We start from the raw sequence: 26,514 nt of genomic DNA, 5'->3' as shown, positions 1-26,514 counted from the left end.
TGGCCCGCGCGGAGCGGGGCCGGATTACTTCTCCGGATTCGTCCCAACCTTCGCCAAAGGCCTCGCTGCGAACTTCTCCCCGTGTCGGGAGTGCCGTGAAGTGGGGATAATCGTCCCGGTCGCGGCTCTGGAGAGCCGCGCTACTTCACTAACGGCCCTCCGTTTCATCCCGCAGGTCCTGATGGACGCGGCGGCGCTCGGCGCGGTGCTCGATCTGGCGCTTTTGCTTCGGCGTGAGTTCTTCCTCGCGGTCGCGCCAAGAGCGGTCGGAGGCACCGGCCATGATGCAGCCGAGCGGGCGGATCTCGGCGACGATCTCGGCGAGGCCGAAGTGGCGGATCTGCTCCTTTACCTGCGCGGCGTTCTTGTAGGCGACGGGGGTCTCGCTGAGGTCGGGCCGGCCGCAGAACCAGCGGACATCGAGCCCGGCGGTGCCGCGCTCGATGGCGGTGCGGCGGGAGGATTCATCCGGGAACTGCTTGCGCAGGGCGGTGCGGGAGAGATTCCGGCCGGCACCGTGCGGGGCGAAGGAGAGGAAGTCCTCGCGGTCTCCGCCGAGGACTAACAGAATTGGCTCGGCCATGTTCAGGGGGATCAGGCCGAGCTGCGGGCGGCCTTGCTCGTCCTTCCAGGCCGGGGTCGCGCCCTTGCCGTGGTAGTAGGTATCGCCGCGCTGCCAGACGAAGTTGTGCTCGTTGCCGACTTCCGCGACGGAGTGGCTGCCGATGCGCTCGAGGAAGCGGCGGTGGATCGCGCGGTGGTTCGCCTTGGTCCAGCGGGCGACGTATTGCAGCGCGTGCCAGTAGTCGCGGCCGCTGTCCGAGCTGGCATCGAGCCAGGCCGCGGCGGCAGGGATGTGCTGGGCCTTGCGGGCGACGTGCTTTTCCGCGGCGATCTGACCGCGGCGGTAGACGTGCGCGCCGAGGCTGCGGGAGCCGTGGTGGGTGACCAGCACGCGATAGCGGCGGGTGCCTTCGGGCGGGAGGACGAAGCGGTCGGCGAGATCGCCGTGGCCGGTCAGGCGCAGCATGGCGAGCATGGCGGCATCGACATCGACCTCGCCGAGGAAGGCGAAGTGATTGCCATCGCCCTGGTCGGCGATCTGGGTGCCGGCGCGGTCGCGGAGGCCGGTGAGGAAGCGGTTCAGCCAGACGTTTTCGTCGAGCACGGGATCGTGGATCAGGTCGTCGAGGTGGCGGTGCTCCGGGCCGAAGCGGGTGGAGGTCATCAGGGCATCGATCTCCTTGGGCACGCTACTGCGTTCCTCGTAGAAGGTGGCGAACATCGAGCAGCAGATGTCCGCGGAGTGCGCGGAGGGGATGATCGCATTCTCGACCGCGATGGCTCCGCCGACGGGGATGACGGCGGGTTCCTTGCCGCCGATGGGGCAGGCGTCCGGCATGATGGCACCGCGGGCGATGACCGGCGTCTTGAGGAGCTCGTGCATCTTCTTGCGCACCAATTCGACATTGGTGCGCTCTTCCTTGGTCTTGGCTTCAATGGCCTCGGCGAGCGGTGCGGATTTCTCGCGCATCACGTATTTGACCGGCGGCGGCGCGACATCTCGTTTCAGCAGCTTGAGGGTGTACTTCGCATCGGCGATGCCGCGGGCTTCATACTCGGCGATCTTCGCGAGCAGGTCCTTGAATTGCAGGCCGGGCTCGTAGCCGGCATCGATCAGGTCTTGGGAGGTGAGGAGATTCATGGCACGAGTGCGGGTTGGGCTCGCCATTCGCTGGCCTCGATGGCGTAGCGGACATCGTCGTAGCGTTTATCGCCACGGCTGGCGCCGAGCGGGGTGAGGCCTTTGAATTTGAGGCCGGCCTTCTGCATGACGCGGCCGGAGGCGGGATTGTGGGCGAAGTGATAGGTGGTGATGCTCTCGACGGCGAGGTCCTCGAAGGCGTAGCGGATCACCCGCTGCAGGGCTTCGGTCGCGTAGCCCCTGCCCCAGTGCGGGACGCCGATCCAGTAGCCGATGAGGTTGCCATCGGCGGGCTCGGAGAAGAGGCTGATCGAGCCGAGCAGTTCTCCCGAATCGCGAAGGCAGATCATGAAGGCGGCGCGGGTTCCTTCCGTCCAATCGCGCGCGGTGCGCTCGATCCATTCCAGGGAAGCGCCGCGCGGATAGGGATGGGGGATGAGCGAGGTCATCTCGGCGACGCGGCGGTCGCTGACATAGCGTTGGCCGTCCTCGGCATCCGCCAGCACGGGCGGGCGGAGGGTGAGGCGTTCGGATCTCAGGACGGTGTGGACGATGCGGTTCATGGGAGGTTGGGAAAGGTGGTCCGCACAGTCCTCTGTGCGGTCGAAGGAGTTCTGGTGGTGGGATCCACCGAGGGCCCTAGGGTGGGGCGCGCTACAGGGGTGGCTTCGGCCGCACAGAGGACTGTGCGGACCACCTTTTTGAGGACCACCTTTTGAGCCACCGTGTGAAAGGGCATCTCGGGATGAATAGATTCATGCTGCTGTTTTCAGAGCCTCCCACTCTGCGGGGTAGATGTAGCGGGTGATGCCGGGGACGAGGCCGTGGCCATCGCGCTCGGGGAGATCGACGTGGATGGCGTGACCCATGCCGACCTTTTCCATCACGCGCCCGGAGGCGGGATTCGCGATCAGGTGATTGGCCTCGATGCGGGCGAGCTTGCAGGCATCGAAGCCGTAGCGGATGACTTCGCGCAGGGCCTCGGTGGCGAAGCCGCGGCCCCAGACGGAAGGACAGAACCAGTAGCCGGTGCTGGCGTGGTCCGGGATGCCGGTGGGGCGCAGGCCGATGGCACCGATGAATGCCTGGCCATGGCGGGTGAAAATGGCGAAGCCACCCATGCCGAACTCGTTCCACGAATCACGGGCGTTCCTGATCCAGGTCAGGGCATCGCTCGCGGCATAGGGATGCGGGACGAGCGTGGTCTCCGCGACGCGCCAATCCGAAGCGACGGCGACGATGGAGTCGGCATCCTCCGTGGACGGAGGCTTTAGCAAGAGTCTGGAGCTTTCGAGTTTCATGGGTTTTTCGGTGAGGATCTTGGCGGGAGGGGTGACGGAACGACTGCGTCCTTCGGGTCGGGGATGAGCGGTGAGGCTCCTACCCGGCCGGAACGGCGCAGCCGTCCCGTCACTTGTTTTCCTTTTTCCACTCAAGCGCCGTCGAACCGCCATTCGTCGGCGAAGATTCCGTAGTTCACGCGGTCGTGCAGGACGCCGAAGCGGTCCATGCCGCCGCGGATCACGTGTTCAAATTTCATGCGGGCCTTCTGCATGACCCGTCCTGAAGCGAGATTGTCGGCCATGTGACAGGCTCCGAGGTAGAGGAGGCCGCGGTCCTCGAAGGCGTGGCGCATGACGTTGCGCAGCGCCTCGGTGGCGTAGCCCTTCCGCCAATGCTTCACGCCGAGCCAGTAGCCGATGTCCGCGCTGCACTTGTCCGAACGCAGTTCGATCGCGATGACCCCGATGAGGCCGGGCTCGGTCTTGCGCTCGATGGCGAAGACGGTGTTGCCGTTGGCGCGGTCGAGTTCGATGGATTCGAGCCAGCCGACCGCGTGGCCGAGGTGATAGGGATGCGGGATGGCGGTGGTCTTGAAGGCGACGCGCGGGTCGCCGGCATGGCGCACGATGGCGGGGATGTCGGCAGTTCCGGGCGGTCGCAGGATCAGGCGTTCGGTTTCAAGCGTGGTTGAAGCAATGGTCTTCATGGCGGTGTGGGAAAAGGAGTGGCGGATGGATGCCGGTGGATCACCGGCTGCTGAGTTCGAGCCAGGCGAATCTCAGGGCGAAGGCGACCGCGAGGATGGCGAAGATGATGTTGGCTTCGTTCATGGCGGGAAGAGGAAGGCGGAAGGCAAATTACTAATTACTAAGCACTAATTACTAAACTGAGTGTGTTAGGAATGGGGCTGGCGCAGGTGCGTGGACGCCTTGGTTTGAAAATTAGTGCTTAGTAATTAGTAATTTGCCTTCCGCTTGTGATGTTAGGTTCGCCTTTTCAGGGGCGAATGTTGGAGGAACAGATCCCAGTCCGGGATGTTCCAGAGATTGCGGATCCGCAGGGAGGCGGGGACCGCGCGGGGTGCTTGCGGCTTGGCGAGCAAGCGCAGGCCGGCTTCGGCGGGGGTACGGGCGGCCTTGCGGGCATTGATGTTCCGGTCGGCGAGCACGCAGTTTTCCCAATCGTCGCCACCACCGCGCGAGCGCGGCAGGACGTGGTCGATGTTCGCTTCCGCGGGGACGAGCTTGCGGCCGCTGTATTGGCAGCGCCCGCCATCGCGTTCCCAGATGGCGCGGAAACCGAACTTGGGACGGTGGATCGGGACGCGGTTGAAACGCGCGAGCACGATCACCGTGGGAATCCGCACCGGTCCGCGTGTCGTGCCGATGACCGGCACGCCGCTTTCCGCGGGGAGTCCGCGCCAGTCGGCCCAATCGAAGGCCTGCATCGAGTCGCCCTCGATCCGCAGTGCGCGGGCGGTGCCGGTGGCCAGGTGGCCGAAGGCATCGGCAGGCGTGACGGCGTTGATGGCGAGCCAGTGCCGGTTCAGCACCAGGACGGAATTTCGATGGAGAAAGTGGACTGTCATGATTGGAAGAGGGAAGGGATGGGGTGACCTACCGGTGTCGAACCGGTGCTACCGCGATCACAACGCGGGGTGCTACCGCTACACCAAGGCCACCATTAAGATGCCGCCATATGACAACAGTTATCCAACGCTCCGAGATATGCCATCTTAACCGGTCGCGGATAGCGGGTGGTCAGTGCTGGCTTCCGGATCGGAAGGTTGTGGGCCGTCGGGCGGGACGGTCGGGTCAGGAAATTGGTTTTACGAAGGACGCGAGGTCACAGGCGGAAAAATGGGAAAGGGGTTGAACGGGTGAATGGTGGGAAACAAAAAGCCCCGCTTCCGGTTAGGAAGCAGGGCGGCGGTAAATCCTTGGATTTAGGCGGCTATCAGGCGGGAAGTAGCCTGGTCCTGCTTCGGTTGGGTGCCGGGTTGACGGCGTAGACAATGGCATCAATCGGTAGGGAGCATTTACCCTGAACCGGCAATCCGTTGACCCGGCGCCAACCCATCTGAACCTCGGTAAAGAGGCCTGTGCGGGTTTGGAGTTCGGATCGGTGGAGACGCATCGGTGTGAAGTGAAGTTGCCGGTAGATATGCAAGTGGGCTGCTACCGTCAACGCGAAATTTCGATTTTCTTATATGATAGGAAGCGGGGCGGGATACTTGGGTTTGGTGGGGGTGGGGGTGTTTTGCGGCGCAAGCCTCGGTGGGTTGTCGCCAGCTTTTCGTTGTGTGGGAAGGACGGTTCCGGCGCTGGGAGCGCGGAGCCTCCGGTCCGCAGAAGCAACCGTTGTCGCCCGGCAGTTCAGGTGGTGCTTGTGGATACCGCCGTCGCTCTGCTGCATGTCTCTTCGATAGGCGAAGCCGCGTGGACCATTCTGCGGGCCGGTGGCTCCGCGCTCCCAGCGCCGGAACCGTCCGTGGAGGGGGACGTAAATGTGATTAGAGCAACAAGCCGGGCCACCTTGCGGGGACCCGGCTTGTCTGACCTAGCTGGAAAGGGAACGAGGCGAAACGGTCATTGGGCTTCGGTCACGGCGATCTGGAGGAAGGCCTTCGGGTTCGGGCTTCCGGGGGTGCCGGGGAGGCGGAAGGTTCGGTAGCTCCAGCCGGGCGTGAGATCCGGCATGTCATCGCTGAGGGCGGGGGTGACCTCGGTGATGGTGAGGGTGGTGAATTCGTCCAGATCGAGCGAACCGCGCACGGCGTAGACGAGGTTATCCGTGGGCCCGGTGATCAGGTCGCCGGGGCCGCTGAAGGCCGCACCGTTGCGGACCGGGAAGGTCAGCGTGAAGGCATTCTCCACCGGTGCGCCGGCATCGACGTCGGCGATCACGGCGCGGGTCTTGCCATCCCGGGCCGCGGCGAGCGGGACACCGTTGAATGCGAATTCGAGGATGTTTTCCAGGCCGTCGTGGTCGGGATCTTCGAGCTTGCCGCTGTTGCCGATGGTGAGGCCTTTCAGGGTGGCCCATGCGTCGTAGGCAGTGCCGGCCGAGACGGTCAAGGTCACGGCAGTTCCGCCAATCGCGGGGTCGTCGTAGTCCACCTTGAACTTGTTCAGGCCGACGGTCAGGACCGCGCCGTCCGCGGCATTGGCGAAGGTTCCGCTGATGCCGCCGGTGTAGGTGGCGATGGTGAACTTGGTGTCCGCGGGCAAGACGGCGGCACCGAGATCGGTGAGGGTCAGGGTCGCCCCGCCGAGATGGAGCGCGCCGCTCACCGCGAGCGTATCCGAGACCAGGGTGCCGGAGTCGACCTGCACCGCCAGCGAAGCGGTCGCGCCGAGCGTGACCGCGCCAGTGGCGAGGGTGCCGGTGACCGCCATGGCGGGCGAGACGATGCCATTGGCGGCGACCGTGCCGCCGAGGGTGCCGATGCCGCCGAGGGTGGCACCCGCGGCGAGCGTGACCGGGGATGCGGTGAGCGAGCCATCCACGATCAGCGAGCCGGCATTGACCACGGTGGGCCCGGTGTAGCTGTTGGCGGTGCCGCTGAAATTCACCACGCTGATGCCGTTCTTGGTGAGGCCGAAGGAGCCGCCGCTTTCGGTGATATCACCGGTCAGGGTCAGGGGGCGGTTGAAGGTGGGATCGGGGGCGCTGGCATTGAAACCGACCAGCAGCGCGTTGCCTTCCAGGATGATAGGGGCGGGGATGGTCGCCAGTCCGGCACCGGCATTGCCGATCGCTGCACCCTCGCGCAGCGTGTAGGGCCAGGTTACGCCGCCATCGACGGGCGGGACGTTCTGATAGAATCCGCCGTAAGCCCCGGGCTCGATGATCACCGAGCCGCTGCCATTGGTGGTGCCGGTGGTTTCGATGGCGAAGAGGCCCTGCTCGACGATGATGGTGCCGCCGTCTTCCACCGTCGCGCCGACCAGGGTGAACTGGTTGGTGCCGCGCTTGCGCAGGGTGTGGCCGTTCAGGTCGAGCACGGGAGTGCCGCCGCGGATGTCGAAGCGGGCGGTACCGCCGACGCTGGCGTCCGCCTCGAGCGCCACCGCTTGGTAGGCGTTCAATTGGCCGACGGTGCCGCTGTGGACCAGGGCACCGGTGCCGGTCGGGCCGTTGCCGGAGATGAAGAATTGCTTGCCGCCGAAGTTGTGGGTGTTCACGGGATTGCCGCCGAGATCCACCGCTGCGCCCGCCAGCACCTGCACCGGGCCGCCGGTCCCCAGCGAGCCGCTGGTCGCCACCCGCGCCGTGCCGGCCGCGACGAGGGTGTCGCCGCTGTAGAAACTGGCACCGGCCAAGGTGGTGGTGCCGGTGCCGATGAGGTTGAGCTTGCCCGGACCTTCGATCACGGGGGCGAAGGTGCTGTCGTCGCTGCGATTGATGACGAGCAGCGTATCGTTGTGGACCTGGTTGGTGCCGAGGCTGCCGCCATTGCCGACCTCCACGGTGCCTGCGGTGATCACGGTGCCGCCGGTGTAGCCGTTCGGATTGGTCACCGTCAGCTTGCCGTCGCCGGTCTTGGTCAGGATGCCCGCACCGATGATGCCCTTGCTGCCGGTGAGGGTGTAGTCGTCGTCGGTATTGTCGAAGGTAATCGCGGAGGCGGGGACGTCGGCGACGCTGATGTCCACGGTGTTGCCGGTGGCGCTGTCATTGAAGATGACGGCGTTGTTGGCGAGGAAGTCGGTGGTGGTGCCCGGGCTGGTGCTGAGGACCCAGTTCTTCGGGGCGGGCAGGGTGGCGGTGCTCCATTCGCTGCCGAGCGCACCGGTCCAGCGGGCGGAGATGCCGCTGGCGGTCACGTTCAGGAGCAGGGCCTGGCCCGGGATGTCTTCGATGATGGTGGCGACCATCCGCGGCGGCTTCTGGCCGAGCACGAAAGCGGCGGCACCGAGGCCGCCGATCGGACCGGCACCCTCATAGGTGATAAGCAGGTGCTGACCCACGCTTGGCTCGGTACCGCTGAGGTTCACGGTCACGCTGCCGGCACCGCCAGTGGGTGTCACGTTGCCCGTTACCATGATCGGCTCGCCCGGCAGGGAGGCGGTATTGAGATCGAGGATCGATCCGGCCCCGAGGCTGAGATTCCCGGAGAGCTGGAGCTGGCCGAAATCGACCAAGCTGGGGCGGAGGGTGCCGCCGGCCAGGACCACGTTGCCGGTGATCACGTCGTTCGCGGCCAGGGTGCCGCCGGTATTCACGGTGACGTCCCCGAGGGCGAAGAAGCTGCCGACGCATTCCAGGGTGCCGCCATTGACGGTGGTGGTGCCGAAGTAGCTGGAGAGGCCGCGCAGGATCTGCGTGCCGCTGCCGGTCTTCACCAGGTTGAAGGTGCTGGCCGGCTCGAGGTTCTTGTCCTGCAGCGTGCCGCCGAAGTCGCCATTGGCATTGTCCGCGCCGACGGTGAGCGTGGAGCTGGTGGAGGACGCCATGTTCGAGACCACCAGCAGGGGGCTGGTGGCACTGTTCAGGGCGCCGATGGTTTCGTTGAAGCCGTTCAGCTCGAAGGTCGAGGTCGCGGCGCCGACGCCGGTGAGGGTGACGCTGCCGGTATCGGGGATCTGTCCCGAGGCGCCGAGCCGCAGCGTGAAGACCCGCGAAGTGGAAAGCGAGCTGATGGTGAGCGGACCGTCCCAGTTGTTCGGGGCCCCGGCATTGGAGAGATTCATGATGGCCGGGGAACCGCCGAAGCCGCCGACTTGCAAGGCACCGCTGCCGGTGATGCGGCCGGAGAAGGTGCCGCCGGCGCCGGCCGAGTTCGTGGTCAGGCGGGTCGCGCCGGAGTAGGTCACCGTGCCCGAGATCGTCGCGCCGGTGCCCAGCCGGATCGCGCCCGGGCCGTCGTTCACGGCGCTATTGGTTTCGGTGGTGCCATTGCCGGAGACATTGAAGGCATTGGCGAAGGGGTTTCCCGAGTTCGTGAAAGCCTGGCCGCCGGGATACACGGTGACCGGGCCGATGCCGAAGCTGGCCGGATTGCTAGCCTGGGCGCGGCCCTGGTTGATGAAGGTGCCGCCGCTGTAGGTATTCGCGCCGAGGGTCGCGGTGCCCATCTGGACGTAGCCCATGATATTCACCGAGACGGGGCTCGCGCCGTCGTTGGTGATCACCGAGTCGACGCGCAGGTTATTGGAAGTGGCGGCGAAGTTGGCGGCAGAAGTGGTGGCATCCCACAGATGGATCGCGCCGCCGCCATCCGCGGTCAGCGTGCTGCCGGTGCCTTGGATGCCGAGGATGCCGGCGGTGGAAGTGCCGAGGCGGTAGATGCCGCCATTCGGCATGAGACGGAACTGGCCGGTGATGTTCAGGTTGCGGTTGGCACTGATCTTCGCCTGGAGGGTATTGATCGTAGTGCCGGTGGCGGCGGTGATGTCCCCGGTCTCGTCGGTGAGGCGGTAGTTGAGGTTCGGCCCGGTGGCGATCGCCCCGGCAGTGATGGGGGTGTAGCCGGTGTAGGCGACCACGTTGCCGCTGCCGTTGAGGGTGGCCCAGTCGTCGCCGATGATCGCCCAGCCGCCGAGGATGCCGCTGGCGTCATTGGCGAGGCCGGAGCCGTTGAAATTGATGTGGCCGCCGGAGCGGGTGAAGACCACCGAGCTATTCGGAGAGTGGCTGAAGGCTCCGGTGAAATTGATGCCGCCGCCGCCAGCGGGACTGGTGATCGATTGCTTGCCCGCGGAGAGGGCGGCAGGCAGCGCGACGGTCAGCAGGTTGGGGGAGCTGTTGATGACGGTGCCGCCGGAAACATTGACGCTGCCGGCAGCGATCGGGCGGGTCAGGGAGATGGCATTGCCGGAGAGGGTGAAGGCCGCGGCATTGCCGCTGACGCTGATGCCATTGAAGGCGGTGGCGGCGGCGAAGTTGTTAGACGGGACGGGCCGCACGGTGCCGGCGAAGACCAGCTGGTCTTCGGGGAGGGGAGCGGCGTCGGCATTCCAGTTTTGTCCGGTCTGCCAGTTGTCATCGGCACCGGCCCCGTCCCAGGTTTTGATTGCGGCGGAAGCGGCGGTGATGACGGAAAGGGAAGCGGCGGCGGCGAGAAGGGCGGCGCGCCCTCCCGAAGTGTGGAGGTGGATCATGGGTTTCCTGGGTTGGGTCGTCGGCGGACAAAAAGGCGCTCTTGGGGAAGCTCCTTTTCCGATGGTCCCATGGTCCCTCCGCGGCCATGCGCGTCCCAGCTACATGATTGAGTAGTGGGGAAGTGGCGCGGGGTTTCCAAGGCCGCGCTACTTCTCCGTCAGGATTGCTGAAGCCCCTTCGAGGAAGCTCCCAATGCGGATCGATGCCCCCCTTTGCGGCACCAGCCGCTTTGGAGCACCTGAACCGCGCTGAAGGGGTGTGGAGCATGGAGTAACTCGAAAAAGAGGTTTTACTGAAAACCAAAGGGTTATAATTCTTGTACTCGGGAGTGCGGCGGGTATCGCCGCTTTCCGGCGATGCGTGCCCGAGAACGCCGTCACGAATCCATCCCTTCGTTTCCCCCTTGCAATCCCGTCAACCGTTCAGTCACGGGACGGCGCAGAGGCGAATTCAATACGGCGATCTCCAATCCAGATCGCACGAAAGCGGCGATGCCCGCCGCACTCCAAAGCGGCTGCGCCGCCCTCTTGGGCAGACGTATCGCGATCCATCAGCAAACCTGAGGGAGAGCCAAACAAAAGCGGCCCGCCCGTGGAATGCGGGAGGGCCGGTTAGATCGGGGGCCGAGCGCCCGGAAGACGATGGATTATTCCATCGGATCGAGAATCAGGTCGTCGCCTGCCTGGGGCTTGAGGCCGGGGAAGCTGCTCACGGCGTTGGCGATCGCGCCTTCGATGCTGACGCTGGTGATCTTGACCTTGCCGAGGATGCCGGTGTTGCGGCGCACGCAGAGGACGCTCTCCTGCTGGACGCTGGCTTCCTGGAGGACCTCGATGACGCCGAAGGAGCCGGCCTGCGGGTCATCCACCCACTCCTTGATGCGGGCCATCGGCAGGGCGTCCTTGATCATGCGGGCGCGGCGCAGTTCGCCGTCGCGGTGCTCGAGGACCTGACCGCCGACGAAGGCAGCCTCGTTATTGGCGGTCTCGGCGTTGCGTTCGGCCTTGGCCTTCTCCTCTTCGAGCTTGGCGATCTGGTCTTGCAGCGCGGCGTTCTCGGCGGCGCTAGGTGCCGGGGCGGGTGCTTGATAGACGGGGGCCTTGGCGGCGGCGTCCTGAAGCGCCTGCAACTTGCGCTGCTGCTCCAGCGTATCCCGCTCCATGCGGAGCTTTTCGAATTCCAGCTTCAGCTCGGCGATCTCGCTTTTGCTGGTGTCTTTTTCCGGTCCGCCGTCCTTGTAGGCGACGGCCAGCGCCCCGATCAGGAGCGCGACCGTGGCGGCCAAGAGAATCTTCAAGGTGTCCATGGGGGCGGAGATTGCGTGGCCCCCGGCGGCTTGTCAACGCGGCGGCGCGGGCGTTAGGCGCCTTGTTTTCAGGCGTTGCCAGAGCTTCCGGTCGGTCAGTTCGGGAAAGCCCGGCTCCCACGCGGCCAGGGCGGAGCCGGGCAGAACTTCGTGCCCGCCGACCAAGGTTTCATTCATGCTGTCCGGCGTGGTGACCGAGCGGACCACCGGGAAGCCCTCGCGGAAGGCCGCGCGGGTGCGCATTTGCATCGCCCGGTGGCCGGGGCCGTTGACCAGGTTTGCCAGCAGCAGGCCGCCCGGGGTGAGCAGGCGTTTGAGGGCGGAGATCTGGCCGGCGTCGGACTTGCCGGGGCGGAAAACATCGTCGTGGCCGGCGAGGTAAACGTCGTCGATCACGACGTCAAAGCGCTCCTTGCACTGGGCGATCCACGCGTAGGCATCGGCGAGGTGGATCTCGATGCCGAGGGTATCGAGGCGCATGTTCAGCTCGGCCAGCGCGACGATTTCCGAGTCGATATCGACGGCGACGAGGCGGCAATCGGGGAGGAGCTGGCGCAGGATCCGCATGGCGGTGCCGCCGGCGAGGCCGAGCATCAGGATCGACTGCGGCGGTCCGGCAGGCCGTAGCAGGGAGGCCGCGGCGAGGTTGTCCCAAGCGAGCCCCGTCAGGAATTTCTTCTCGTGCCACCAGGCGTGGATCGCCCCGGCGACGCGGAATTCGCACTGCTTGTCGGACTTCCAGATCTGCACCTGCTGGTGGGCGGTATCGACGACGGCGTGGCAGCGGAGCGGCATGCACCGGAGTAAGGAGCGCGGGTGGGCGACCGGCAAGAAGGGAGCTTGGGAGGCGGCTCTTCCCCACCACCTGCCTTTCAGATTTCGCGTCCTTTCGCCGGCGGGTTCCCAGCGCAATTTGCGACCCGGGAAATCCGGGATAGCGCACAATGCATCGGCTGCCCCCGGTTTGTGAATAACCCGGGGTTCTGCAACTGTTTGAATCCGATTGATCGGCTGAGCTTAAGCGACTCGTGGAATGTGAATTGCTGGGGACAAGATTCCCATGAACACGTATTGGATCAAGTATGTGGCGGTCGGGCTCGGGGTGGGCTTGGGTGCCCGGGTGATTCAGGATCGGGAAGAGCTGCGGGATCCGGTCAAGGAGGCCGTCATTCCGGCAGCGCTAGAGATTGCCGCGGAGCCAGAGGCCAATGAGACAAAGGCAACCCCGCCTCGCGCGCCGCAAGGCTTGCGGATGACGCATCGAACATCAGCGGTTACGCCGCAATAAACGGCTCACTCCTCCTCCTTGTCCTCGCTCCCCATCAGAGCGTGGGCGACGGCGGGATCGTAGCCGTTGCGGCGGGTTTCGTCGTGATTTTCATCGCGGGACGGATCATCGGGCGGGACTTCCGGATCGTGCTTGCGGACAGGGGGCGGCAGAGACGCCGAGGTGGAAATAGGGTTCATGGTGGTAGGTAGATTGGATTCCCAATCGCAGGAAGGGTGCCAGCGGGGGACTTCGCAAAGACGGCCACGCTCGGAGTAACCTGGTGCGTTCCCCTTTTGCGGCGCAGCCGCTTTGGAGTGCGGCGGGCATCGCCGCTTTCCTGCGCTGCGTGCCGGAGAACGCCGTCACGAATCCATCCCTTCGTTTCCCCCCCTTGCAATCCTGCCAGCCGTTCCGTTACCTTCGGGAAGGATCCGCAACTCAACCGGGATAGCAGGGGGCGGCGCAGAGGCGAATTCCATACGGCGATCTCCAGTCGAGATCGCACCAAAGCGGCGATGCTCGCCGCACTCCAAAGCGGCTGCGCCGCAAAGGGGGCGGGCTTCTCGGTGGGCCGAAACCCTCGTCCGTCCCACCATCTCGCACCCTTGCTTCATTGCAGGTTGCCAAGCCGCGTTCCTTGCTCCCACTCTCCGCGCGCCGCGGGAGAGCCGCGGCACCCTCCGGGAAGCCCGTGGCACGGGCAGGAAATCGATGGGGAATCCGGTGAAATTCCGGAGCGGTACCGCCACTGTGATCCGTAGCGCCGACTGAAAAGGACGCGCCGCGGCAGCCAGATCGCCAGCCTGGAAGGACTCGTCTGAACGAACCCGCGGAAAAACGGGTTCACGGATACCCCTGACTACATGCACCAACCACAGATGGCGTCCGGCCTGCACCGGGCGCTCGCGTCGGTCCCCCGCCCCTTGCTGGCGACGGGAATCACCTCCCTGGCCGCGGCCCTCACCTTGCCCGCCGCTGCCGAGATCGAGAAGGAGCTCGATTCCCTCGTCGTTTCCGCCTGGCGGATGCCGGCGGAGGCCTCGAAGACCACTTCCGCGGTCACCGTGCTCGATCCCCGCGACTTGGAAGAGCGCGGGATCTTCGACCTGCGCACCGCGCTCAATGAAGTGCCGGGAGTGATCTCGACCTCGACCGCCGGGCAGTCCGGGGCGATCGGTTCGCTCTTCATCCGCGGCACCACCACGGCCTACTCGCAGGTCATCGTCGATGGCATCCGCGTGAGCGACGCCACGGCCCCGCTGGGCAACTTCCTATCCGGTGCACGGGTCGATGACCTCAGCCGCATCGAAGTGCTGCGCGGCCCGCAATCGGCGATCCACGGCGGCGAATCGGTGGGCGGCGTGCTGTGGCTGGAGACGGCGCGCGGGGAGGGCGATCCCTCCACGCGCTTGTGGGCGGAGGCCGGCTCCTTCGGCACGATCAATGGCCATGCCTCAACGCAGGGCAGCAGCGGCGCGCTCTCGTGGTTCGCGGGCCTCGGCTACGATACCACCGGCAATGACGTGTCGCTCCAGCGCTACGAGCAGGAGCGCGGAGCCCTGCGGGTCGAGTGGGCGCAGAGCGACGATCTGACGCTGGGCGTGACCTACCGCGGGACGGACTCACGCTATGATTACCAGGCCTTCGGTGCGAATACCGATCACCTCGATGCCGCGCTCGGCACCGTCTATGCGAAGGCCCGCCTGAGCGCCTGCTGGGATGCCCGCTTCACGATCGGCCACTACCGCGAGACCTACGACAACGAGAACCTTAGCAGCTTCGGTGCCTCGACCTTCGGCACCGACATGGACCGCACGAGCGCGGCGATGGATCATGCGGTGAAGCTGGGCGACCGGGTCACGCTGTTAGGCGGGGCCTTCTTCGAGCACACCGACTTCCGCAACACGATCGGCACCGATCTCGGCCGCGACCGCTACGGTGCCTACACCGGCCTGGAAGTGACCCCGATCGATTCACTGGTGACCAGCGCGGTCATCCGCTGGGAAGACTACGATGCGTATGGGGATGAGTTCACCTGGCGCGCCGGTGCGGCGTGGACGGCCCCGAAGATCGGCACCATCCTCCGCGGCGGGATCGGCCGGGCCTTCCGCACGCCGACCTTTCTGGATCTCTTCGGCACCACCTTCGGCGCGGGCAATCCGAACCTGAAGGCGGAAGACAGCCTCGGCTGGGACATCGGCATCGAGCAACCGCTTGGCGGAAGCCACTTCGTTTCGGTGACCTGGTTCGAGAACTCGATCGAGGACCGCATCCGCTCCATCCCGACACCACCGGTGAATCTACCCGGCGAGACCCCGGCCCGCGGCCTCGAAACCGCGCTCGGCGGTTCATGGTGCGAGGGTGCGGTGCGCTACCGGGTGGCCTGGACCTGGCTGGATGAATCGCTGCAGGACCAACCGGACCACACCGCCACCGCTTCGCTCGATTGGCGGCCGGCGGAGAAGTGGCTGATCGGCATCGGCGCGAGCTACGTGGACGAGCGTTCATGGGGCGGCCTGCCGATGGAGGACTACCTGCTGGCCCGGATCTACGGCAGCTATCAGGCGACCGAGCAGCTCCAGCTTCATGCGCGGGTGGAGAACGTCTTCGACAGTTCCTACCAGCTCTCGCGCTTCAATGGCTCCCCGCCGGTGGAAGGTGCCGGCCTGGGCTTCTTCTCCGGCGCGACGCTGGAGTTCTGATTCGACCGGATGCCACGGTTTCCTTAGCGCGGAATTTTCCGCATGAAAAACGCGCCGCCCGGATAGGGCGGCGCGTGAGGAAGCTTGAAAGCGAACCGGAGCGAGGCGGCCGGCGATATTATTCACAACGGCGGATCTGCCCCAATTCAAGGTCCCGCGCGTGATTGCTTCCGAAACCGGGTCTTGGCGGGCGCCGGGGAGCAAAATCAGACACCGCGGAACCTAACAACCAAGCGGGCCGGGCGGGATCTCGCTAAGAGCCGCTAAGTATCAAGCGTGCCGATTCATTTATTTCGGTTATCTATCCGTCTTTATTGGAAGTCCAATTTGGCTATTTAATAAACTCTTGCTCAATGAGTTATGGGCATGCTTGTATTTCGCAATGACGTTTCCCCCCGATGTCTTGCCCCTCGCGTCGATCAGCGCGATGAGGCCTGTATTCCTGATCATCATGGGAGTATTCCTCCTACTCACCGCTTGGCGGATCACCCGCGGAACGACCGGTTGGTCACCGCGCCTGCTGATGGCGGGCGCGATGATGCTGGCGACCGGCTACTCGGTGATCATTCCGCTCTATAATGCGGGCATCCTGATCGCAATCCCGCCATCCGGGTTCGTGAATGGCGACGCCGCCACCGCGATGGCCTGGGAGTGCCTCAAACTGGTGACGCTGAACGGCGGCTGGCTGGTCTTCGGGATGGGTCTGGCGATTCACGCCGGCGTGTTCGAAACCGAGAAATCCGTGGCCCCGATCCAAGTCCCCCATTCTTCCTCCCATGAGCCAATTCATTGAGTTCGTAATCAAGAGCGGCTTCCTGATGGATGGCTGCGGAGTGATCGGCCTGGGCCTGATTGCCTTGGCCGCGGTGCGCCTTTCGCGGCGCTACCATTCCTGGGGCGGATCCCTTTTGGCCTGCGGGGCCATGCTGCTGCTGCTCGGTCGCCTGTGGGTGATCGCGGCCAAGCAGATCCTTACCGCCCAAATCATGGCCGATCTGGGCCATACGCTGAGCGAGGTCATCCTGCTCGCGCCTTTCGCCCTCCTGACCGCAGGTCTGGCGGGCGTTGTCTGGGGGCTCTGGGGTCACGAACAGTGGCTCCGGGCAGAACGCTAAACGACGGCTTTTCCCCCGGATAGGGCGGCATCCTCTCCTGCAGGGGGTGCCGCCCGCTTTTTTGATCCCGGTCAGATTTGCCCAGGCGATGAACGCGGATGACGGCGCGATGGCTTTGAAGGTTTGGCCGGGATGGATAGGATGGATGGGATATAATCCGGCCGGTGCGGTTGACTCCCGAGCTTCTTTCTTTTTCCCCTTCGCATCCGGCCGCTTAGGGTGGCAAGGTCGCGGCGGAATGTTTGAAGTCCGCGAGAAACCTGAGCTGGTCGAGCGCGCCTTGCTGGTGCGCTTGTTTTTTGACCCGCGCGAGGAAGAGGAATCCGGGGCGCTGCTGGAGGAGCTGGGCGAACTGGTTTCGACCCTCCACATCGGCGTGGTGGAGAAGGTGCTGGTGCGCTGCCGGGAGATGCACCGGAAATTCCTCTGCGGCACCGGCAAGGCGGCGGAACTCGTGGAGCTGGCCAAGGCCCACGAGTGCGATTGCATCGTCTTCGACAACCAGCTCGCGCCGTCCCAGCAGCGGGAGTGGGAGCGGGCCGCGAACATGAGCGTGATCGACCGCGAGGAGGTGATCCTGGATATTTTCGCGCGCCGTGCGCAGACTAAGGAAGCGCGGCTGCAGGTCGAGCTGGCGCGGATGCAATACGCGCTGCCGCGGATGGCGCGGATGTGGCGTCACCTCGACCGGGAGGGCGGCTCCGGCGGCTCGGCCGGCGGCGGGGCTGCGGCCCGCGGCATGGGTGAAAAGCAGATCGAGGTGGACCGCCGCATGGCCCACGTCCGGATCGACCGCGCGCGCCGCGAGCTGGAGGACGTGGTCAAGCAGCGTGCGACCCAGCGCAAGGAACGCGAGAAGATGGAGACGCCGCACGGCGCGATCGTGGGCTACACGAACTCCGGCAAATCCACGCTGCTGAACAAGCTCAGCGGTGCGGACGTTTTCGCGAAGGACATGCTCTTCGCCACGCTGGACACGACGACCCGCAAGATCGAGCTGCCGGACGGCCAGCCGCTACTGATCACGGATACCGTCGGCTTCGTGCGCAATCTGCCGCACCGCCTGGTGGAAGCTTTCAAGGCGACGCTGGAAGAGGCGGTGCTGGCGGATTTCCTGATCCACGTGCTGGATGCGACTTCGCTAGAGATCGAGCGTTTCCACGAGACGACCTTGAAGGTGCTCGGCGAACTCGGCGCGGTGGACAAGCGCACGATCACGGTGCTGAACAAGACCGACCTGATCACCGATCCCGAGCGCTTCGCGGAATTGCGCCAGCTCTATCCGGACGCGCTGCTCATCTCCGCCGTCAGCGGGCTGGGGCTGGAGGCGCTCTTGCAAAAGTGCTCGGAGGTCATGGCCGACCGCGTGCGCCGCTGGCGCTACCGCATCCCGCAGAGCCGCGCCGATCTGATCGGCATGCTGCATCGCGATGCCAAGGTGCTGTCCACGGAATACGAGGAAAACGACATCCTGGTGACGGCGGTGGTCCCCGCGGCGATCGCGGGGAGATTGGAGGAGTTCGCGGTGGTGTAGATGGTGGAGTGGAGGACGGCTCTTCCCCTGGGAGCGCGGAGTCACCCGGCCCGCAGAACGGTCCCTCGCTGCCGCTACCTCCCCGCGCCTCTAACAGTCCCACGTCCCGCGCCATCCAAAAAGCCGCTCACAACGGACGGCCCCACTGGGACCGCCGGGCACCGCCCGGCAGAACGGTCTCTCGTTGCCGAGGGCACGGAAAGTAGGTAGTCGAGCGACGGCGTTCTCCGTCACAACCTCGCGATGGATAGTGCTGCTCCGGTAGCTTCTGCGGGGCAGAGCCTCCGCGATCCCGGGCGCTGGCGCGTTGACCTTGGCTTGTATCCCCGGCGGCAGCCTGACATATCTCACGCATGACGCGGGCTTCCGACCCCCGGAGGCCGGCGCGACGGTCGAGGCAATCTTCAGCGCGGGCACCACGGGGCCCGGCGATGCGGGGGCGACCGGGCATCGCGGGGATGGTGTTCTTCGCGGCCTTCCTGGTACTGCCGACGATGGCTGTGTGGCGGGTGGCCCAGGCGATCGATTGGCGGGTGGTGCTGCTCTACTTTTTCACGCTGTCCTTCGCGACGATCGTGCTCTACCGGCACGACAAGCGGGCCTCGCAGGCCATGGCGTGGCGGACGCCGGAATCGGTGCTGCACCTCGCGGAGCTGGGCGGGGGCTGGGCCGCGGCCTACATCGCGCAGCAGGTCTTCCGGCACAAAACCTCGAAGGGAAGATACCAGTTCATCTTCTGGCTGATCGGCTTCCTGCATCAATACGCCGCGCTCGATTTCCTGCTCGATTGGCGGATCTCGCGGGAGATGTTCGGGTGAAGACGGGCACTGCGATTTCAAGAAAGCTTGAATGTTAGACCGCGGCCTGTCAGAGGGCACGCGCATGACGCTGCCCAAGCAATTCAGCACAATGAAACGTCCGGCCTGCTGGGGGCTCACGCTGAGCGCGGCTGGACTCGCGGTGATCTTCCTGTCCGGCCATGCCGGTGACGCGGGAGCGCGGGTTTTCGGCTTTGCTTTGGCCAGCCTGGCGCTGGTCTGCGTGACTTGCCTGATTCCCGGTTCGTCGCGGCTGGTGGTGGGGGAAGAGGGGATCACGCTGAATCAAGTGCTGTGGCGGCAACACATCCGCTGGGAGCGCCTGCGGGCCTTCACGCTGATCGATTTCGACGGGACCGGCATCGGGCTGTCCCCGGCATGGGCGCGCTACTCGGTGGGCTATCTGGTCACGGAGGAGCAGCTTCCGGCGCTGTCGCGGCTAGCGCGGAAATTTCACGGCTTCTACGGTTGCCACGGCTCGCTACCGCCGGTGGACGGAATGTCCGCGGATGAATTGGTGGCCCTGCTCAACCGCGCGCTGGCGAGTTCGCGGCGGCGGGAGGAGGAGGCTTGAGGGAGTTGGTAGTCACCCCAAGTCATATCCATTCGGGGAACCGGTATCATTTCGCAACCGGGCCGCCGAGACGGAAGACCATGATGCGCCGGTCCTTGCTACGCTCGGAGGCTTCGGCTTCCGCCGGGTGCTGGGCTTCGCCTTCACCGAAGCCGACCGGAATCAGGCGCTCGGCAGGGACTCCGAGACGGACCATCTCGCGCACGATCGCTTCGGCGCGGCGCTGGGAGAGCGCTTGGTTGTTGTCGTAGGAGCCTTCGGCCGAGGAGTGGTCCTCGATGATGAAGCGCGAGCCCCCCAGGGCGGGATCGATCACCGTTTCGGAGAGCGCGAGCACCAGATCGTAGCCATGGCGGTCGGCGATGCGGGTCGAGCCTTCGGTGAAGATGATGTCATGGCTGGTGACCATCGCTTTCGTATCCACCGGGTAGGAGATGACCCAGGCATCCTCGCCCTTGTAATCTTCTGGAAGGAGCGCGCCGGACCAGGCGGCATCGTCAGCTTGGAAGATAGGGATAAGCTCCTGCGCCGGGCGCGCCTTCACCGCGGGATCGAAGGCGGCGTTCGCGAGGAGCACGGCGGGAATGGTTTCGCGGGTCTGGAAATAAACGTAGCGCTGGCCGTTGTGGAGATAGCGCGGTGTCTTCGGCGGCTCGCTCTTGGCGGCATTCAGGCGATCGGCACCTTCCTGCCAGACCTCGACCGGCAGGCGGAAGAAGGCAGGGGTTTCCGCGGCGGGATCGCCACTCAGCCGCTGGCGGAGGAAGTCGACAGCGGCGCGGCGTTCATCGGTGGCGGTGGGGGCGTCCTGTTTGGGTGCATCCTCGCGGGCGAGGCGGTCCTGTTGTTCGCGTGCGACCTCGGCGCGCGAATTCCGGCTGTTCTTGCCGAGGATCTCCGCGATCACCACCCGGGCATCCGTCTCACCGCGGATCTGCAACTTTCGCTCGAGCAATGCGGCTTCGGTTTCGTCGGCGGCTTGGATGACGGCATCCTCGGTTCCCACGGGTGCTTCGCCCTTGTCGATTTCGCTGGCGGGTTGCGGACCGCTCTTGCGGCGGTCATCGGGAGAAAGCTGGCGGGATGCGGGGTTCGCCTTGTCCGCATTGCCGTCGTTCAGGCGTGCGGCCTCGGGGCTCGCCTTCACGGAGGTATCCTTATTGCGGCGCGCGTCCGGCGAGGCCTTTTGAGGATTGGAGTCCTCGACCTTGGTGACATCGGTGCCGGCTTTTCCGGCCTCATCGGTGACGGGGCGGGAATCATTGCCGGCGGCGCGCGATTGATCCGTTACCGGTCGGGAATCCGGGCTGGTGGTCTGGGCAAGGGCGACGCTAGCCAGGGACACGGTGGCGGCGAGAATCAGGGAAAGGCGGCGCGATCCGGGAGGTGCATGGAAATTCGCTTTCATGGGGGGAAGTCTTCGCGCGATCCGTGCCGGAATCGTTTGGCCTTGGCGGGCTGGGAGTTGTGGCGATTTCGGGGGCGCGGGAAGCGGGTCGGGAATGCAAGGACGCGCCTGCTTCGATGCAGATTGCAGCGGGTGCCTTTTGCGGTTCCGCCAAACCCGTGGTTTCTTGGACGATGGCGACCAAGCTTGAAAAGGCGTTGAAGCGGGAGATCAAGGTGGCGGGCAGGGTCTACATGGTGACCATCGATCCCGAGGGGCTGAAGCTCACGGAGAAGGGTCACCGGAAGGGTCAGGAACTGCGGTGGAAGGACCTCCTGAGCGGGGATGCGGCGCTGGCGGTGGCGCTGAATGCCTCGGTCGGAGGAAAGGAGTGAGCGGGGATTGAATGAGCGGCAGTCGCGCAGCGACCGTGGACTGCGCGCAGCCCGCTGCCGCTGTGGGCAGGTAGCCTGCTGCCGTGAAGCACCGGAGAGTTTCCGTGTCCTGCTCCGTCCGCGGCTCGCCACACCCCGTGCTTCGCCTTTGCAGCGCCCCTCGCAGCAGGCTGCATCGGGACAGCGCCAGCAGGCTGCGCGCACTCCACGGCGGCTGCGCCGCGGAAGGCGAATCAGGCGCGAAGCTTGCGTTCTGCCCTGTGGCTTTCTGCGAATTGCCCGGGGCACCGGCGGCGATCCACGCTGTTAGGTGGCCATCCGGGCATTCCCCCCGCGGCATGCGAACTGCGAAAGGGCTGTCCCATGAGCAATCCCCATCAGGACAGCCTCCGGCAATATCTCAACGACATGATCGGCGTCGAGCGCGACATCGCTAATGCGATCCGCGGGCAATTGGAAGATGAACGGATTCAAGCGCAAATCGGTCTTGTCGCGCTTTTGGAAAGTGCTGCCGCCGGAAGCGAGGGACGTCTGGCGCGGCTCAAGGAACTTTCCAAGGACGAGGGCGGGGATCTCGGCGCGGCGATCAAGGAAGGCGTCACCGCCATTGCCGGGTCGCTGGCCGGGATCTATGGCAAGCTCCGCGAGCACCCCGTTTCCCGGATGGTCCGCGATGACATCGTGGCGCTTGATATCTGCGCGGTCAGCTATGCCATGTTGCACACGCTGGGCTTGGCGATTGGCCACCCCGAGTGCGCGATCCTGGGGGAGGAGGGGCTGAAGGCCTGTCCGCCCTTGGTGGTCGCGTTGACCGATCAACTTCCAGCTATCGTCGCGGGAGAGCTGGCGGAGGATGCACCGATTGCTAATCCCGCGGCCGCACAAGTGGCGCAAGCGTCCATCCGCGAGGCGTGGCATGTCTCGCGTTCCTGAGAAATTTTTCCCGATGAAATCGCTCAACACCAAATCCGTTTTGTTAGGGCTGACCGCGCTGGCCCTCCCGGCCCTTGCGGACCGGCTCACCCGCAGGGTCGCGGCCAAGGGCTACAATGCCTGGACCGGTGAGAATCCGCCGCGGAATCCGGCAGTCATCGGCGTCTCGTGGTCGCAGGCCATTCTTTGGACTGCACTGGCAGGTGCCCTTGGTGGGGTGGCCCGGATGGCATCGCGCAAGGTGCTGTCCAGCCGGGGTCTCCCGGCTGAACGTTAATTCGCCGCGAAATGCCATTCATCCCGGATCTCCAACGAATCCCGCGCAAGGCGTGGATCATTGCCGGAGGCATCTTCGCGGTGGTCGTTGTCGTATTGCTTACCTCCAGTGCTCTGGTTTCCGGAGAGATCGGGCGGCGGATGGACCAGCGTCTGGCGGAGCGCGGTTGGACGCTGGAACGTGATCGCGTTGCATGGTCCCCATGGAGCGGCTTCAGCGTGAGCGGGGTGAAATTGAGGAAGGGCGACGCGGCACCCGCGCTGGAGGCGGATACGGTGGTTACGGGCTTCACGCTCGCCCAACTGATGCGCGGCAAGGATGCGCCGAGCGAGTGGCGTGTGATCGGATCGCCCCTCGTTCTGCGTGATGCCGATGGTGAGATCCGGCTGGACAAGGTTTCCGTGGAGGCCGCAGTCAGCCGCGGCTTGTTCCAGATTCAGAAGGCATCCGCCTCGGCGGCTGGTCTGAGTACCGAGGTGACGGGCGAGATCAAGTGGGGAGGGGATTCAGGCGGAAACGGCGGCTACGTGCCCCGCTTCAACGCGGTGCGGGGGGTGCTCGCCGCGTTGAAAATCGGGGACGGCCGCTTCAAGATCACGGGCACTTTCGCGGTTGATAATTCCGGCTCCGCCCGCAAATGGACCGCCAAGCTGCATGGCACGGGCAAGGAACTCGTTTGGAACGGGCTGCCTCTCCAATCCGCGCAGGCGGAAGCAAACCTGAGCGAAGGCGACTCGCGGATTGCCGGCACTCTCAGCCTGCCGGAGGGCAAGGGCGACTTCACGATCCTCAAGGACGGCTGGAAGAAGCCCGGGTTCCCCTTCGCGGGCACGCTCACCGATGCCGCGGGGCGGGTGGATACCTTCAAGGGCCGTTATCTTGGCAAGGGTGCCTGGCGGGTCGACGAGGCCGAAGGAAATGCCGATCTCTGGGCGATGGGGCACCATGTCCCCGGCCTCGCGCGTCACTTGCCGGATAAGGTCCGCGTCGAGACCTTCCCCCGCATCGAGCTGCGCGGGCTCGAAGGCAATCGCGAGGGCGGGCTCAAGCTGCGCTCGGTGAACTTCGATGGATCGGGCAAAGCGGAGGCCCGGGTGGGGGAGCGCCGCGTCGATCTAACAGGTATCTCGGGCAGTGCCGGGTATGCCGATGGCACCTGGCAGCTCAAGCGGGTGGGAGGTAAGATTTTCGGCGGGGAAGTGCGGGTCAGCGGCGGCTATCAGGACTCGGTTTTGAGCGATTCAACCGTGACGGCGGTCGGGGTCAGGCTCGCGGAGCTGAAAGCGTGGAGCGGCCAAAAAAGCCAGACCAAGGGCATTCTCTCCGGCACCTACCGCGGGCGTATCAATACGAAAGAGACCAGCTTGGTGGGGAAGGGGGAGGTGAAACTTGAGAACGCTCCGCTCTTCGACATTCCCTTGTTAGGCCAGACCTATGAACTCTTCAGGGCGGCGATCCCCGGCGTGGAGCGGGCGAAGTCCGGCGAGTTCAACGCCAGCTTCGTCGCCCGCGAGAACATCGTCGAGGTGCCCCGCTTCGAGGCCACCGGCGGAACCCTCCACGTGAGTGCGAAGGGCAGCGTGGACCTGGACAAGAAGCGCGTCGATGGCGTGGCCCGCGGGAAGCTGACCGGCATTCCCGGGCTGGTCACCAATCCCTTGGCCCGCCTGCTGGAAATGGAAGTCGGAGGTCCCTACGACGATATCCGCGTGAAGCCTCTGGGCCCGGCCAAGCTCGTTTCCAATGCCGCATCGACCACCGTCGGCACGGCGGTCGATACGCTCGAAGAAGGCATCAAAATCACCGGAGAGGTCCTCAAGGAAGGCGTCAAGCTGCCCTTCCGCTGGATGGGAAAGGAGGACGAAGATGCGCCTCAGTGAAACCGCAGTGGGCAGAACGCGGAAGGAGACGCTTATCATGGATCCCGCCGCGGTCAACGGACGGGCCGGTGAAAGCAACAAATCGTGCCGCTGCCCTTGCGCACCGGCACAACGTCGCGAAATTCAAGTATAACCCCTGATGCCATGAGTCCTGTCCTGCATTTCGATATGATGAAACGTGGATCGCGTTTCGGCCTGTGGCTATCGCTGGTGCTGGCCGGGTTGATGATCCTGTCCGGGAGCATCGACTCCTCTGCGGGGCAATGGCTGGCTTACCTTTGCGTTTGCGCGGCGCTGGTCTTCGCCATCTACCAGATTCCTGGTAGTTCGCGCGTGCTGGTGGATGCGGAAGGGATTTCAATCCGCTCGCCGTTCTGGAAGCAGCGGCTCGACTGGCGGAACCTGAGGGCCTTCGTGCTGGTGGACCTGAATGGCGACCGGCCCGATCCTTCGCCGCAGCGCTGCTGGATCGGGTATCTGATGAGCGATTCGCAGCGTGATGCCACGCCTGCGGAGAACCTGAAGGTCTTCGCGCCCTTGGGCTGCGATGGACTCCTTCCAAGGGTGGAGGATGTGGATTCGCATGAACTCGTGCGCTTGCTCAACGGGGTTTTGAAGCAGCACAAGGTGCGTGTGCCGGAGAGGGAAGTCGTGGAGGGCTAAGGTTTTAGGCTCCGAGCCACTAGGGTTTGTTGCAGCCAGCAGATGTCCTGAACGGGAGTCGCGCAGCGACCGTGGACTGCGCGCAGCCTGCTGCCGCTGTCGGCAGGCAGCCTGCTGCCGTGAAGCGCGGGAGATCTCCTTATCCCGCTCCGTCCGCGGTTCGCCACGCCCGGTGCTTCGCCTCTGCAGCGCCCCTCGCAGCGGGGCTGCATCGGGACAGCGGCAGCAGGCTGCGCGCAGTCCACGGCGGCTGCGCCGCGGAAGGCGCCTACTCGCCCGCTGGCTTCACCTTAGGCACCGCCGCCGCATCCTTCACCTCCGGGAAGGAGAATGTGATCATCACCGGCCAGTGGTCGCTCGCGCCCTCCGGCGCTTCCGCGAGGCGGGCCTTGCCGGTGCCGAGACCCTTGGTCAGCACGTAGTCGAAGGTGGTGGCCTTGTACCTGCTGCTGCCGCGCCAGCTCAGGCGTTCGGCTTGCGGCACATCGGCCCAGGTATTGTGGAAGCCACCTGTGGTAAGAATCTCCAGGGTCTTGTCGGCGAATTGGCCGTCCTGGTTGGTGTTGATATCGCCGGCGATCACGACGCCGCGGACCCGGCCCTTGAACATCGCGTTCTCCATCTCGCCGACATGCTTCAGAAGCTGGTGGGCGGATTCCTCGCGCATCTTGAAGTTCGCCGCGTCGGCTTCGCCGGAGCCATCGCTGCGGTTGCTCTTGAGATGCACGCCGTAGACGAGCAGGACCCCGGTTTCCGGCGCGGGCAGATTCACCGCGGCGAAGCTGAAGCCGCGCGGCGGGGTGTCGGCGGTTTGCTTCCAAGCTTCCGCCCAGGTGGCCTCGACCGGCAGCTTGCTGGCGATGCCGACCTGCTGCGGCCAGAGCCCGCTGCCATTCTCGTTGCGATAGGCGGAGACGACGACCGCGCGCAGGCCGGGAACGACCGCCGCGAGATCCGCGAAGACCTGCCAGTTCCGCACTTCCTGGCCGACGAAGATGTCCGGGTTCTCGCGCGCGACCACTTCGGAGACCAGTTTCGTCTGGGCAGCGGCCTTTTCCGGCTGCGGATTCATGGTGCCGCCGGGATACCATTCGACATTCCACGCCATCAGGCGGAGTTCGGTGGCGGGGGCGGCGGCCAGGGCCAGCGCGGAGAGCAGGACGGAGAGGCGGGAGATTTTCATGAGCGGGAACGGCAGGCGGGAGGGAACCCCGGCGATGCGGAAGAGTTCCGAAGGAGTCTCGGCGTGTTCATTTGAATAGAGGAAATCCCGCGGAGTCGAGCGGAAATCCCGGTGAAGCACGGGCTGCTCCAGAATCAGAGAATCCGTTCAGGCCACGAACCCGCTTCGCCGCCGCTCGGCCATCCCGGCCCCATCCTCTTCATCTGCGGTTGATTGGCTGTTTCAGTGTCGACTCGGCAAATTTGACGGGGGCTCTTCTTGTTTGCTGAGGTGCCGTTTGGTCACCGGGTAGATATCGGTCATTAACTCGGTTCTCATCGTTGAAATACGTTTAAGACGAGATTTTTTCTCGCCAAGTGATGAGTGATACGAGCAGTTTGC

Annotated in this window: 24 protein-coding genes, 1 tRNA gene and 1 riboswitch; of the genes, 13 read left to right on the top strand and 12 right to left on the bottom strand. The window is 65.1% G+C overall.

Annotated elements, in window-relative coordinates; translation table 11 throughout:
- Positions 1-148 precede the first annotated feature (148 nt).
- The 4 genes from ABWK72_RS07815 to ABWK72_RS07800 form a co-directional block, all read right to left on the bottom strand.
- Positions 149-1,705, bottom strand: a complete 1,557-nt coding sequence (locus ABWK72_RS07815; protein WP_367874229.1) for an RtcB family protein — start codon at positions 1,703-1,705, stop codon at positions 149-151.
- Positions 1,702-2,268: a GNAT family N-acetyltransferase gene (locus ABWK72_RS07810; protein WP_367874228.1), complete on the bottom strand. Its 567-nt coding sequence runs from the start codon at positions 2,266-2,268 to the stop codon at positions 1,702-1,704. The genes ABWK72_RS07815 and ABWK72_RS07810 overlap by 4 nt, the downstream gene beginning before the upstream one ends.
- A 192-nt stretch (positions 2,269-2,460) precedes the next feature.
- The gene (locus tag ABWK72_RS07805) at positions 2,461-3,006 is read right to left on the bottom strand and encodes a GNAT family N-acetyltransferase (protein ID WP_367874227.1); all 546 of its coding nucleotides are present in this window, start codon (positions 3,004-3,006) and stop codon (positions 2,461-2,463) included.
- A 131-nt stretch (positions 3,007-3,137) separates the two neighbouring features.
- Positions 3,138-3,695, bottom strand: coding sequence for a GNAT family N-acetyltransferase (locus ABWK72_RS07800; RefSeq protein WP_367874226.1), 558 nt, complete (start codon positions 3,693-3,695; stop codon positions 3,138-3,140).
- Between ABWK72_RS07800 and ABWK72_RS07795 the strand changes: the two genes are divergently transcribed.
- Positions 3,694-3,867 carry a hypothetical protein gene (locus tag ABWK72_RS07795; RefSeq protein WP_367874225.1) on the top strand — a complete coding sequence of 58 codons (174 nt, stop codon included), beginning with the start codon at positions 3,694-3,696 and terminating at the stop codon, positions 3,865-3,867. The genes ABWK72_RS07800 and ABWK72_RS07795 overlap by 2 nt on opposite strands.
- 104 nt (positions 3,868-3,971) lie before the next feature.
- Here the strand turns inward: ABWK72_RS07795 and ABWK72_RS07790 are convergent, their stop codons facing one another.
- From ABWK72_RS07790 to ABWK72_RS07770, 5 genes are all read right to left on the bottom strand, one after another.
- A complete protein-coding gene (locus ABWK72_RS07790; RefSeq protein ID WP_367874224.1) occupies positions 3,972-4,577 on the bottom strand; it encodes an HNH endonuclease in 606 nt (201 codons plus the stop codon).
- A gap of 19 nt (positions 4,578-4,596) precedes the next feature.
- Positions 4,597-4,670: transfer RNA gene (locus ABWK72_RS07785), tRNA-His, on the bottom strand.
- A gap of 907 nt (positions 4,671-5,577) precedes the next feature.
- Positions 5,578-10,095, bottom strand: coding sequence for a beta strand repeat-containing protein (locus ABWK72_RS07780; protein WP_367874223.1), 4,518 nt, complete (start codon positions 10,093-10,095; stop codon positions 5,578-5,580).
- A gap of 647 nt (positions 10,096-10,742) precedes the next feature.
- Positions 10,743-11,402, bottom strand: a complete 660-nt coding sequence (locus ABWK72_RS07775; RefSeq protein ID WP_367874222.1) for a hypothetical protein — start codon at positions 11,400-11,402, stop codon at positions 10,743-10,745.
- Between the two features lie 33 nt (positions 11,403-11,435).
- Positions 11,436-12,197, bottom strand: a complete 762-nt coding sequence (locus ABWK72_RS07770; RefSeq protein ID WP_367874221.1) for a spermidine synthase — start codon at positions 12,195-12,197, stop codon at positions 11,436-11,438.
- A gap of 265 nt (positions 12,198-12,462) precedes the next feature.
- Here ABWK72_RS07770 and ABWK72_RS07765 point away from each other — a divergent pair, with 265 nt between their 5' ends.
- On the top strand, positions 12,463-12,690 hold the full coding sequence (locus ABWK72_RS07765) for a hypothetical protein (protein WP_367874220.1): 228 nt from the start codon (positions 12,463-12,465) through the stop codon (positions 12,688-12,690).
- A gap of 5 nt (positions 12,691-12,695) precedes the next feature.
- Here ABWK72_RS07765 and ABWK72_RS07760 read toward each other — a convergent pair whose 3' ends face one another.
- On the bottom strand, positions 12,696-12,869 hold the full coding sequence (locus ABWK72_RS07760; protein WP_367874219.1) for a hypothetical protein: 174 nt from the start codon (positions 12,867-12,869) through the stop codon (positions 12,696-12,698).
- 478 nt (positions 12,870-13,347) lie between these two features.
- A riboswitch (cobalamin riboswitch) is annotated at positions 13,348-13,494 on the top strand.
- A 41-nt stretch (positions 13,495-13,535) separates the two neighbouring features.
- Between ABWK72_RS07760 and ABWK72_RS07755 the strand changes: the two genes are divergently transcribed.
- The 6 genes from ABWK72_RS07755 (at position 13,536) to ABWK72_RS07730 (ending at position 19,415) form a co-directional block, all read left to right on the top strand.
- Positions 13,536-15,374 (top strand): TonB-dependent receptor plug domain-containing protein, encoded by a 1,839-nt coding sequence (locus ABWK72_RS07755; RefSeq protein WP_367874218.1) that lies wholly within the window; start codon positions 13,536-13,538, stop codon positions 15,372-15,374.
- Between the two features lie 382 nt (positions 15,375-15,756).
- A complete protein-coding gene (locus tag ABWK72_RS07750; protein ID WP_367874217.1) occupies positions 15,757-16,167 on the top strand; it encodes a hypothetical protein in 411 nt (136 codons plus the stop codon).
- Positions 16,151-16,489, top strand: a complete 339-nt coding sequence (locus ABWK72_RS07745; RefSeq protein WP_367874216.1) for a hypothetical protein — start codon at positions 16,151-16,153, stop codon at positions 16,487-16,489. Before ABWK72_RS07750 ends, ABWK72_RS07745 begins: the two co-directional genes overlap by 17 nt.
- Positions 16,490-16,727: 238 nt before the next feature.
- Positions 16,728-18,023 carry a GTPase HflX gene (gene hflX / locus ABWK72_RS07740; protein ID WP_367874215.1) on the top strand — a complete coding sequence of 432 codons (1,296 nt, stop codon included), beginning with the start codon at positions 16,728-16,730 and terminating at the stop codon, positions 18,021-18,023.
- A gap of 458 nt (positions 18,024-18,481) precedes the next feature.
- A complete protein-coding gene (locus tag ABWK72_RS07735) occupies positions 18,482-18,841 on the top strand; it encodes a DUF1294 domain-containing protein (protein WP_367874214.1) in 360 nt (119 codons plus the stop codon).
- 91 nt (positions 18,842-18,932) lie between these two features.
- A complete protein-coding gene (locus ABWK72_RS07730; protein WP_367874213.1) occupies positions 18,933-19,415 on the top strand; it encodes a hypothetical protein in 483 nt (160 codons plus the stop codon).
- Between the two features lie 46 nt (positions 19,416-19,461).
- Here the strand turns inward: ABWK72_RS07730 and ABWK72_RS07725 are convergent, their stop codons facing one another.
- Positions 19,462-20,823 (bottom strand): OmpA family protein, encoded by a 1,362-nt coding sequence (locus ABWK72_RS07725; RefSeq protein ID WP_367874212.1) that lies wholly within the window; start codon positions 20,821-20,823, stop codon positions 19,462-19,464.
- Between the two features lie 173 nt (positions 20,824-20,996).
- Between ABWK72_RS07725 and ABWK72_RS07720 the strand changes: the two genes are divergently transcribed.
- From ABWK72_RS07720 to ABWK72_RS07700, 5 genes are all read left to right on the top strand, one after another.
- Entirely contained in the window at positions 20,997-21,197 is a 201-nt protein-coding gene (locus ABWK72_RS07720; RefSeq protein ID WP_367874211.1) for a hypothetical protein, read from the top strand.
- Between the two features lie 408 nt (positions 21,198-21,605).
- Positions 21,606-22,130 (top strand): hypothetical protein, encoded by a 525-nt coding sequence (locus tag ABWK72_RS07715; protein ID WP_367874210.1) that lies wholly within the window; start codon positions 21,606-21,608, stop codon positions 22,128-22,130.
- Positions 22,131-22,143: 13 nt separating this feature from the next.
- Positions 22,144-22,407, top strand: coding sequence for a DUF4235 domain-containing protein (locus ABWK72_RS07710; RefSeq protein ID WP_367874209.1), 264 nt, complete (start codon positions 22,144-22,146; stop codon positions 22,405-22,407).
- An 11-nt stretch (positions 22,408-22,418) separates the two neighbouring features.
- On the top strand, positions 22,419-24,287 hold the full coding sequence (locus ABWK72_RS07705; protein WP_367874208.1) for a hypothetical protein: 1,869 nt from the start codon (positions 22,419-22,421) through the stop codon (positions 24,285-24,287).
- A gap of 144 nt (positions 24,288-24,431) precedes the next feature.
- A complete protein-coding gene (locus ABWK72_RS07700; protein ID WP_367874207.1) occupies positions 24,432-24,950 on the top strand; it encodes a hypothetical protein in 519 nt (172 codons plus the stop codon).
- Positions 24,951-25,218: 268 nt separating this feature from the next.
- On the opposite strand, the gene ABWK72_RS07695 is transcribed toward ABWK72_RS07700, so the two are convergent.
- Positions 25,219-26,133: an endonuclease/exonuclease/phosphatase family protein gene (locus ABWK72_RS07695; protein ID WP_367874206.1), complete on the bottom strand. Its 915-nt coding sequence runs from the start codon at positions 26,131-26,133 to the stop codon at positions 25,219-25,221.
- Positions 26,134-26,514: the final 381 nt, after the last annotated feature.

Origin of the sequence: Luteolibacter sp. Populi (assembly GCF_040801775.1) — a bacterium.
Taxonomy (GTDB): domain Bacteria; phylum Verrucomicrobiota; class Verrucomicrobiia; order Verrucomicrobiales; family Akkermansiaceae; genus Haloferula.
This window is presented reverse-complemented; position numbering and strand designations above follow the sequence as displayed.

Coding starts and splice junctions, on each gene's coding strand:
- ABWK72_RS07795 (WP_367874225.1), top strand. CDS start 3,694: ATGGCGGTGTGGGAAAAGGAGTGGCGGATGGATGCCGGTGGATCACCG.
- ABWK72_RS07780 (WP_367874223.1), bottom strand. CDS start 10,095: ATGATCCACCTCCACACTTCGGGAGGGCGCGCCGCCCTTCTCGCCGCC.
- ABWK72_RS07695 (WP_367874206.1), bottom strand. CDS start 26,133: ATGAAAATCTCCCGCCTCTCCGTCCTGCTCTCCGCGCTGGCCCTGGCC.
- ABWK72_RS07745 (WP_367874216.1), top strand. CDS start 16,151: ATGAGCCAATTCATTGAGTTCGTAATCAAGAGCGGCTTCCTGATGGAT.
- ABWK72_RS07715 (WP_367874210.1), top strand. CDS start 21,606: ATGATCGGCGTCGAGCGCGACATCGCTAATGCGATCCGCGGGCAATTG.
- ABWK72_RS07725 (WP_367874212.1), bottom strand. CDS start 20,823: ATGAAAGCGAATTTCCATGCACCTCCCGGATCGCGCCGCCTTTCCCTG.
- ABWK72_RS07720 (WP_367874211.1), top strand. CDS start 20,997: ATGGCGACCAAGCTTGAAAAGGCGTTGAAGCGGGAGATCAAGGTGGCG.
- ABWK72_RS07775 (WP_367874222.1), bottom strand. CDS start 11,402: ATGGACACCTTGAAGATTCTCTTGGCCGCCACGGTCGCGCTCCTGATC.
- ABWK72_RS07700 (WP_367874207.1), top strand. CDS start 24,432: ATGAGTCCTGTCCTGCATTTCGATATGATGAAACGTGGATCGCGTTTC.
- ABWK72_RS07790 (WP_367874224.1), bottom strand. CDS start 4,577: ATGACAGTCCACTTTCTCCATCGAAATTCCGTCCTGGTGCTGAACCGG.
- hflX (WP_367874215.1), top strand. CDS start 16,728: ATGTTTGAAGTCCGCGAGAAACCTGAGCTGGTCGAGCGCGCCTTGCTG.
- ABWK72_RS07705 (WP_367874208.1), top strand. CDS start 22,419: ATGCCATTCATCCCGGATCTCCAACGAATCCCGCGCAAGGCGTGGATC.
- ABWK72_RS07800 (WP_367874226.1), bottom strand. CDS start 3,695: ATGAAGACCATTGCTTCAACCACGCTTGAAACCGAACGCCTGATCCTG.
- ABWK72_RS07730 (WP_367874213.1), top strand. CDS start 18,933: ATGAAACGTCCGGCCTGCTGGGGGCTCACGCTGAGCGCGGCTGGACTC.
- ABWK72_RS07810 (WP_367874228.1), bottom strand. CDS start 2,268: ATGAACCGCATCGTCCACACCGTCCTGAGATCCGAACGCCTCACCCTC.
- ABWK72_RS07750 (WP_367874217.1), top strand. CDS start 15,757: ATGACGTTTCCCCCCGATGTCTTGCCCCTCGCGTCGATCAGCGCGATG.
- ABWK72_RS07815 (WP_367874229.1), bottom strand. CDS start 1,705: ATGAATCTCCTCACCTCCCAAGACCTGATCGATGCCGGCTACGAGCCC.
- ABWK72_RS07765 (WP_367874220.1), top strand. CDS start 12,463: ATGAACACGTATTGGATCAAGTATGTGGCGGTCGGGCTCGGGGTGGGC.
- ABWK72_RS07755 (WP_367874218.1), top strand. CDS start 13,536: ATGCACCAACCACAGATGGCGTCCGGCCTGCACCGGGCGCTCGCGTCG.
- ABWK72_RS07805 (WP_367874227.1), bottom strand. CDS start 3,006: ATGAAACTCGAAAGCTCCAGACTCTTGCTAAAGCCTCCGTCCACGGAG.
- ABWK72_RS07760 (WP_367874219.1), bottom strand. CDS start 12,869: ATGAACCCTATTTCCACCTCGGCGTCTCTGCCGCCCCCTGTCCGCAAG.
- ABWK72_RS07770 (WP_367874221.1), bottom strand. CDS start 12,197: ATGCCGCTCCGCTGCCACGCCGTCGTCGATACCGCCCACCAGCAGGTG.
- ABWK72_RS07710 (WP_367874209.1), top strand. CDS start 22,144: ATGAAATCGCTCAACACCAAATCCGTTTTGTTAGGGCTGACCGCGCTG.
- ABWK72_RS07735 (WP_367874214.1), top strand. CDS start 18,482: ATGGTGTTCTTCGCGGCCTTCCTGGTACTGCCGACGATGGCTGTGTGG.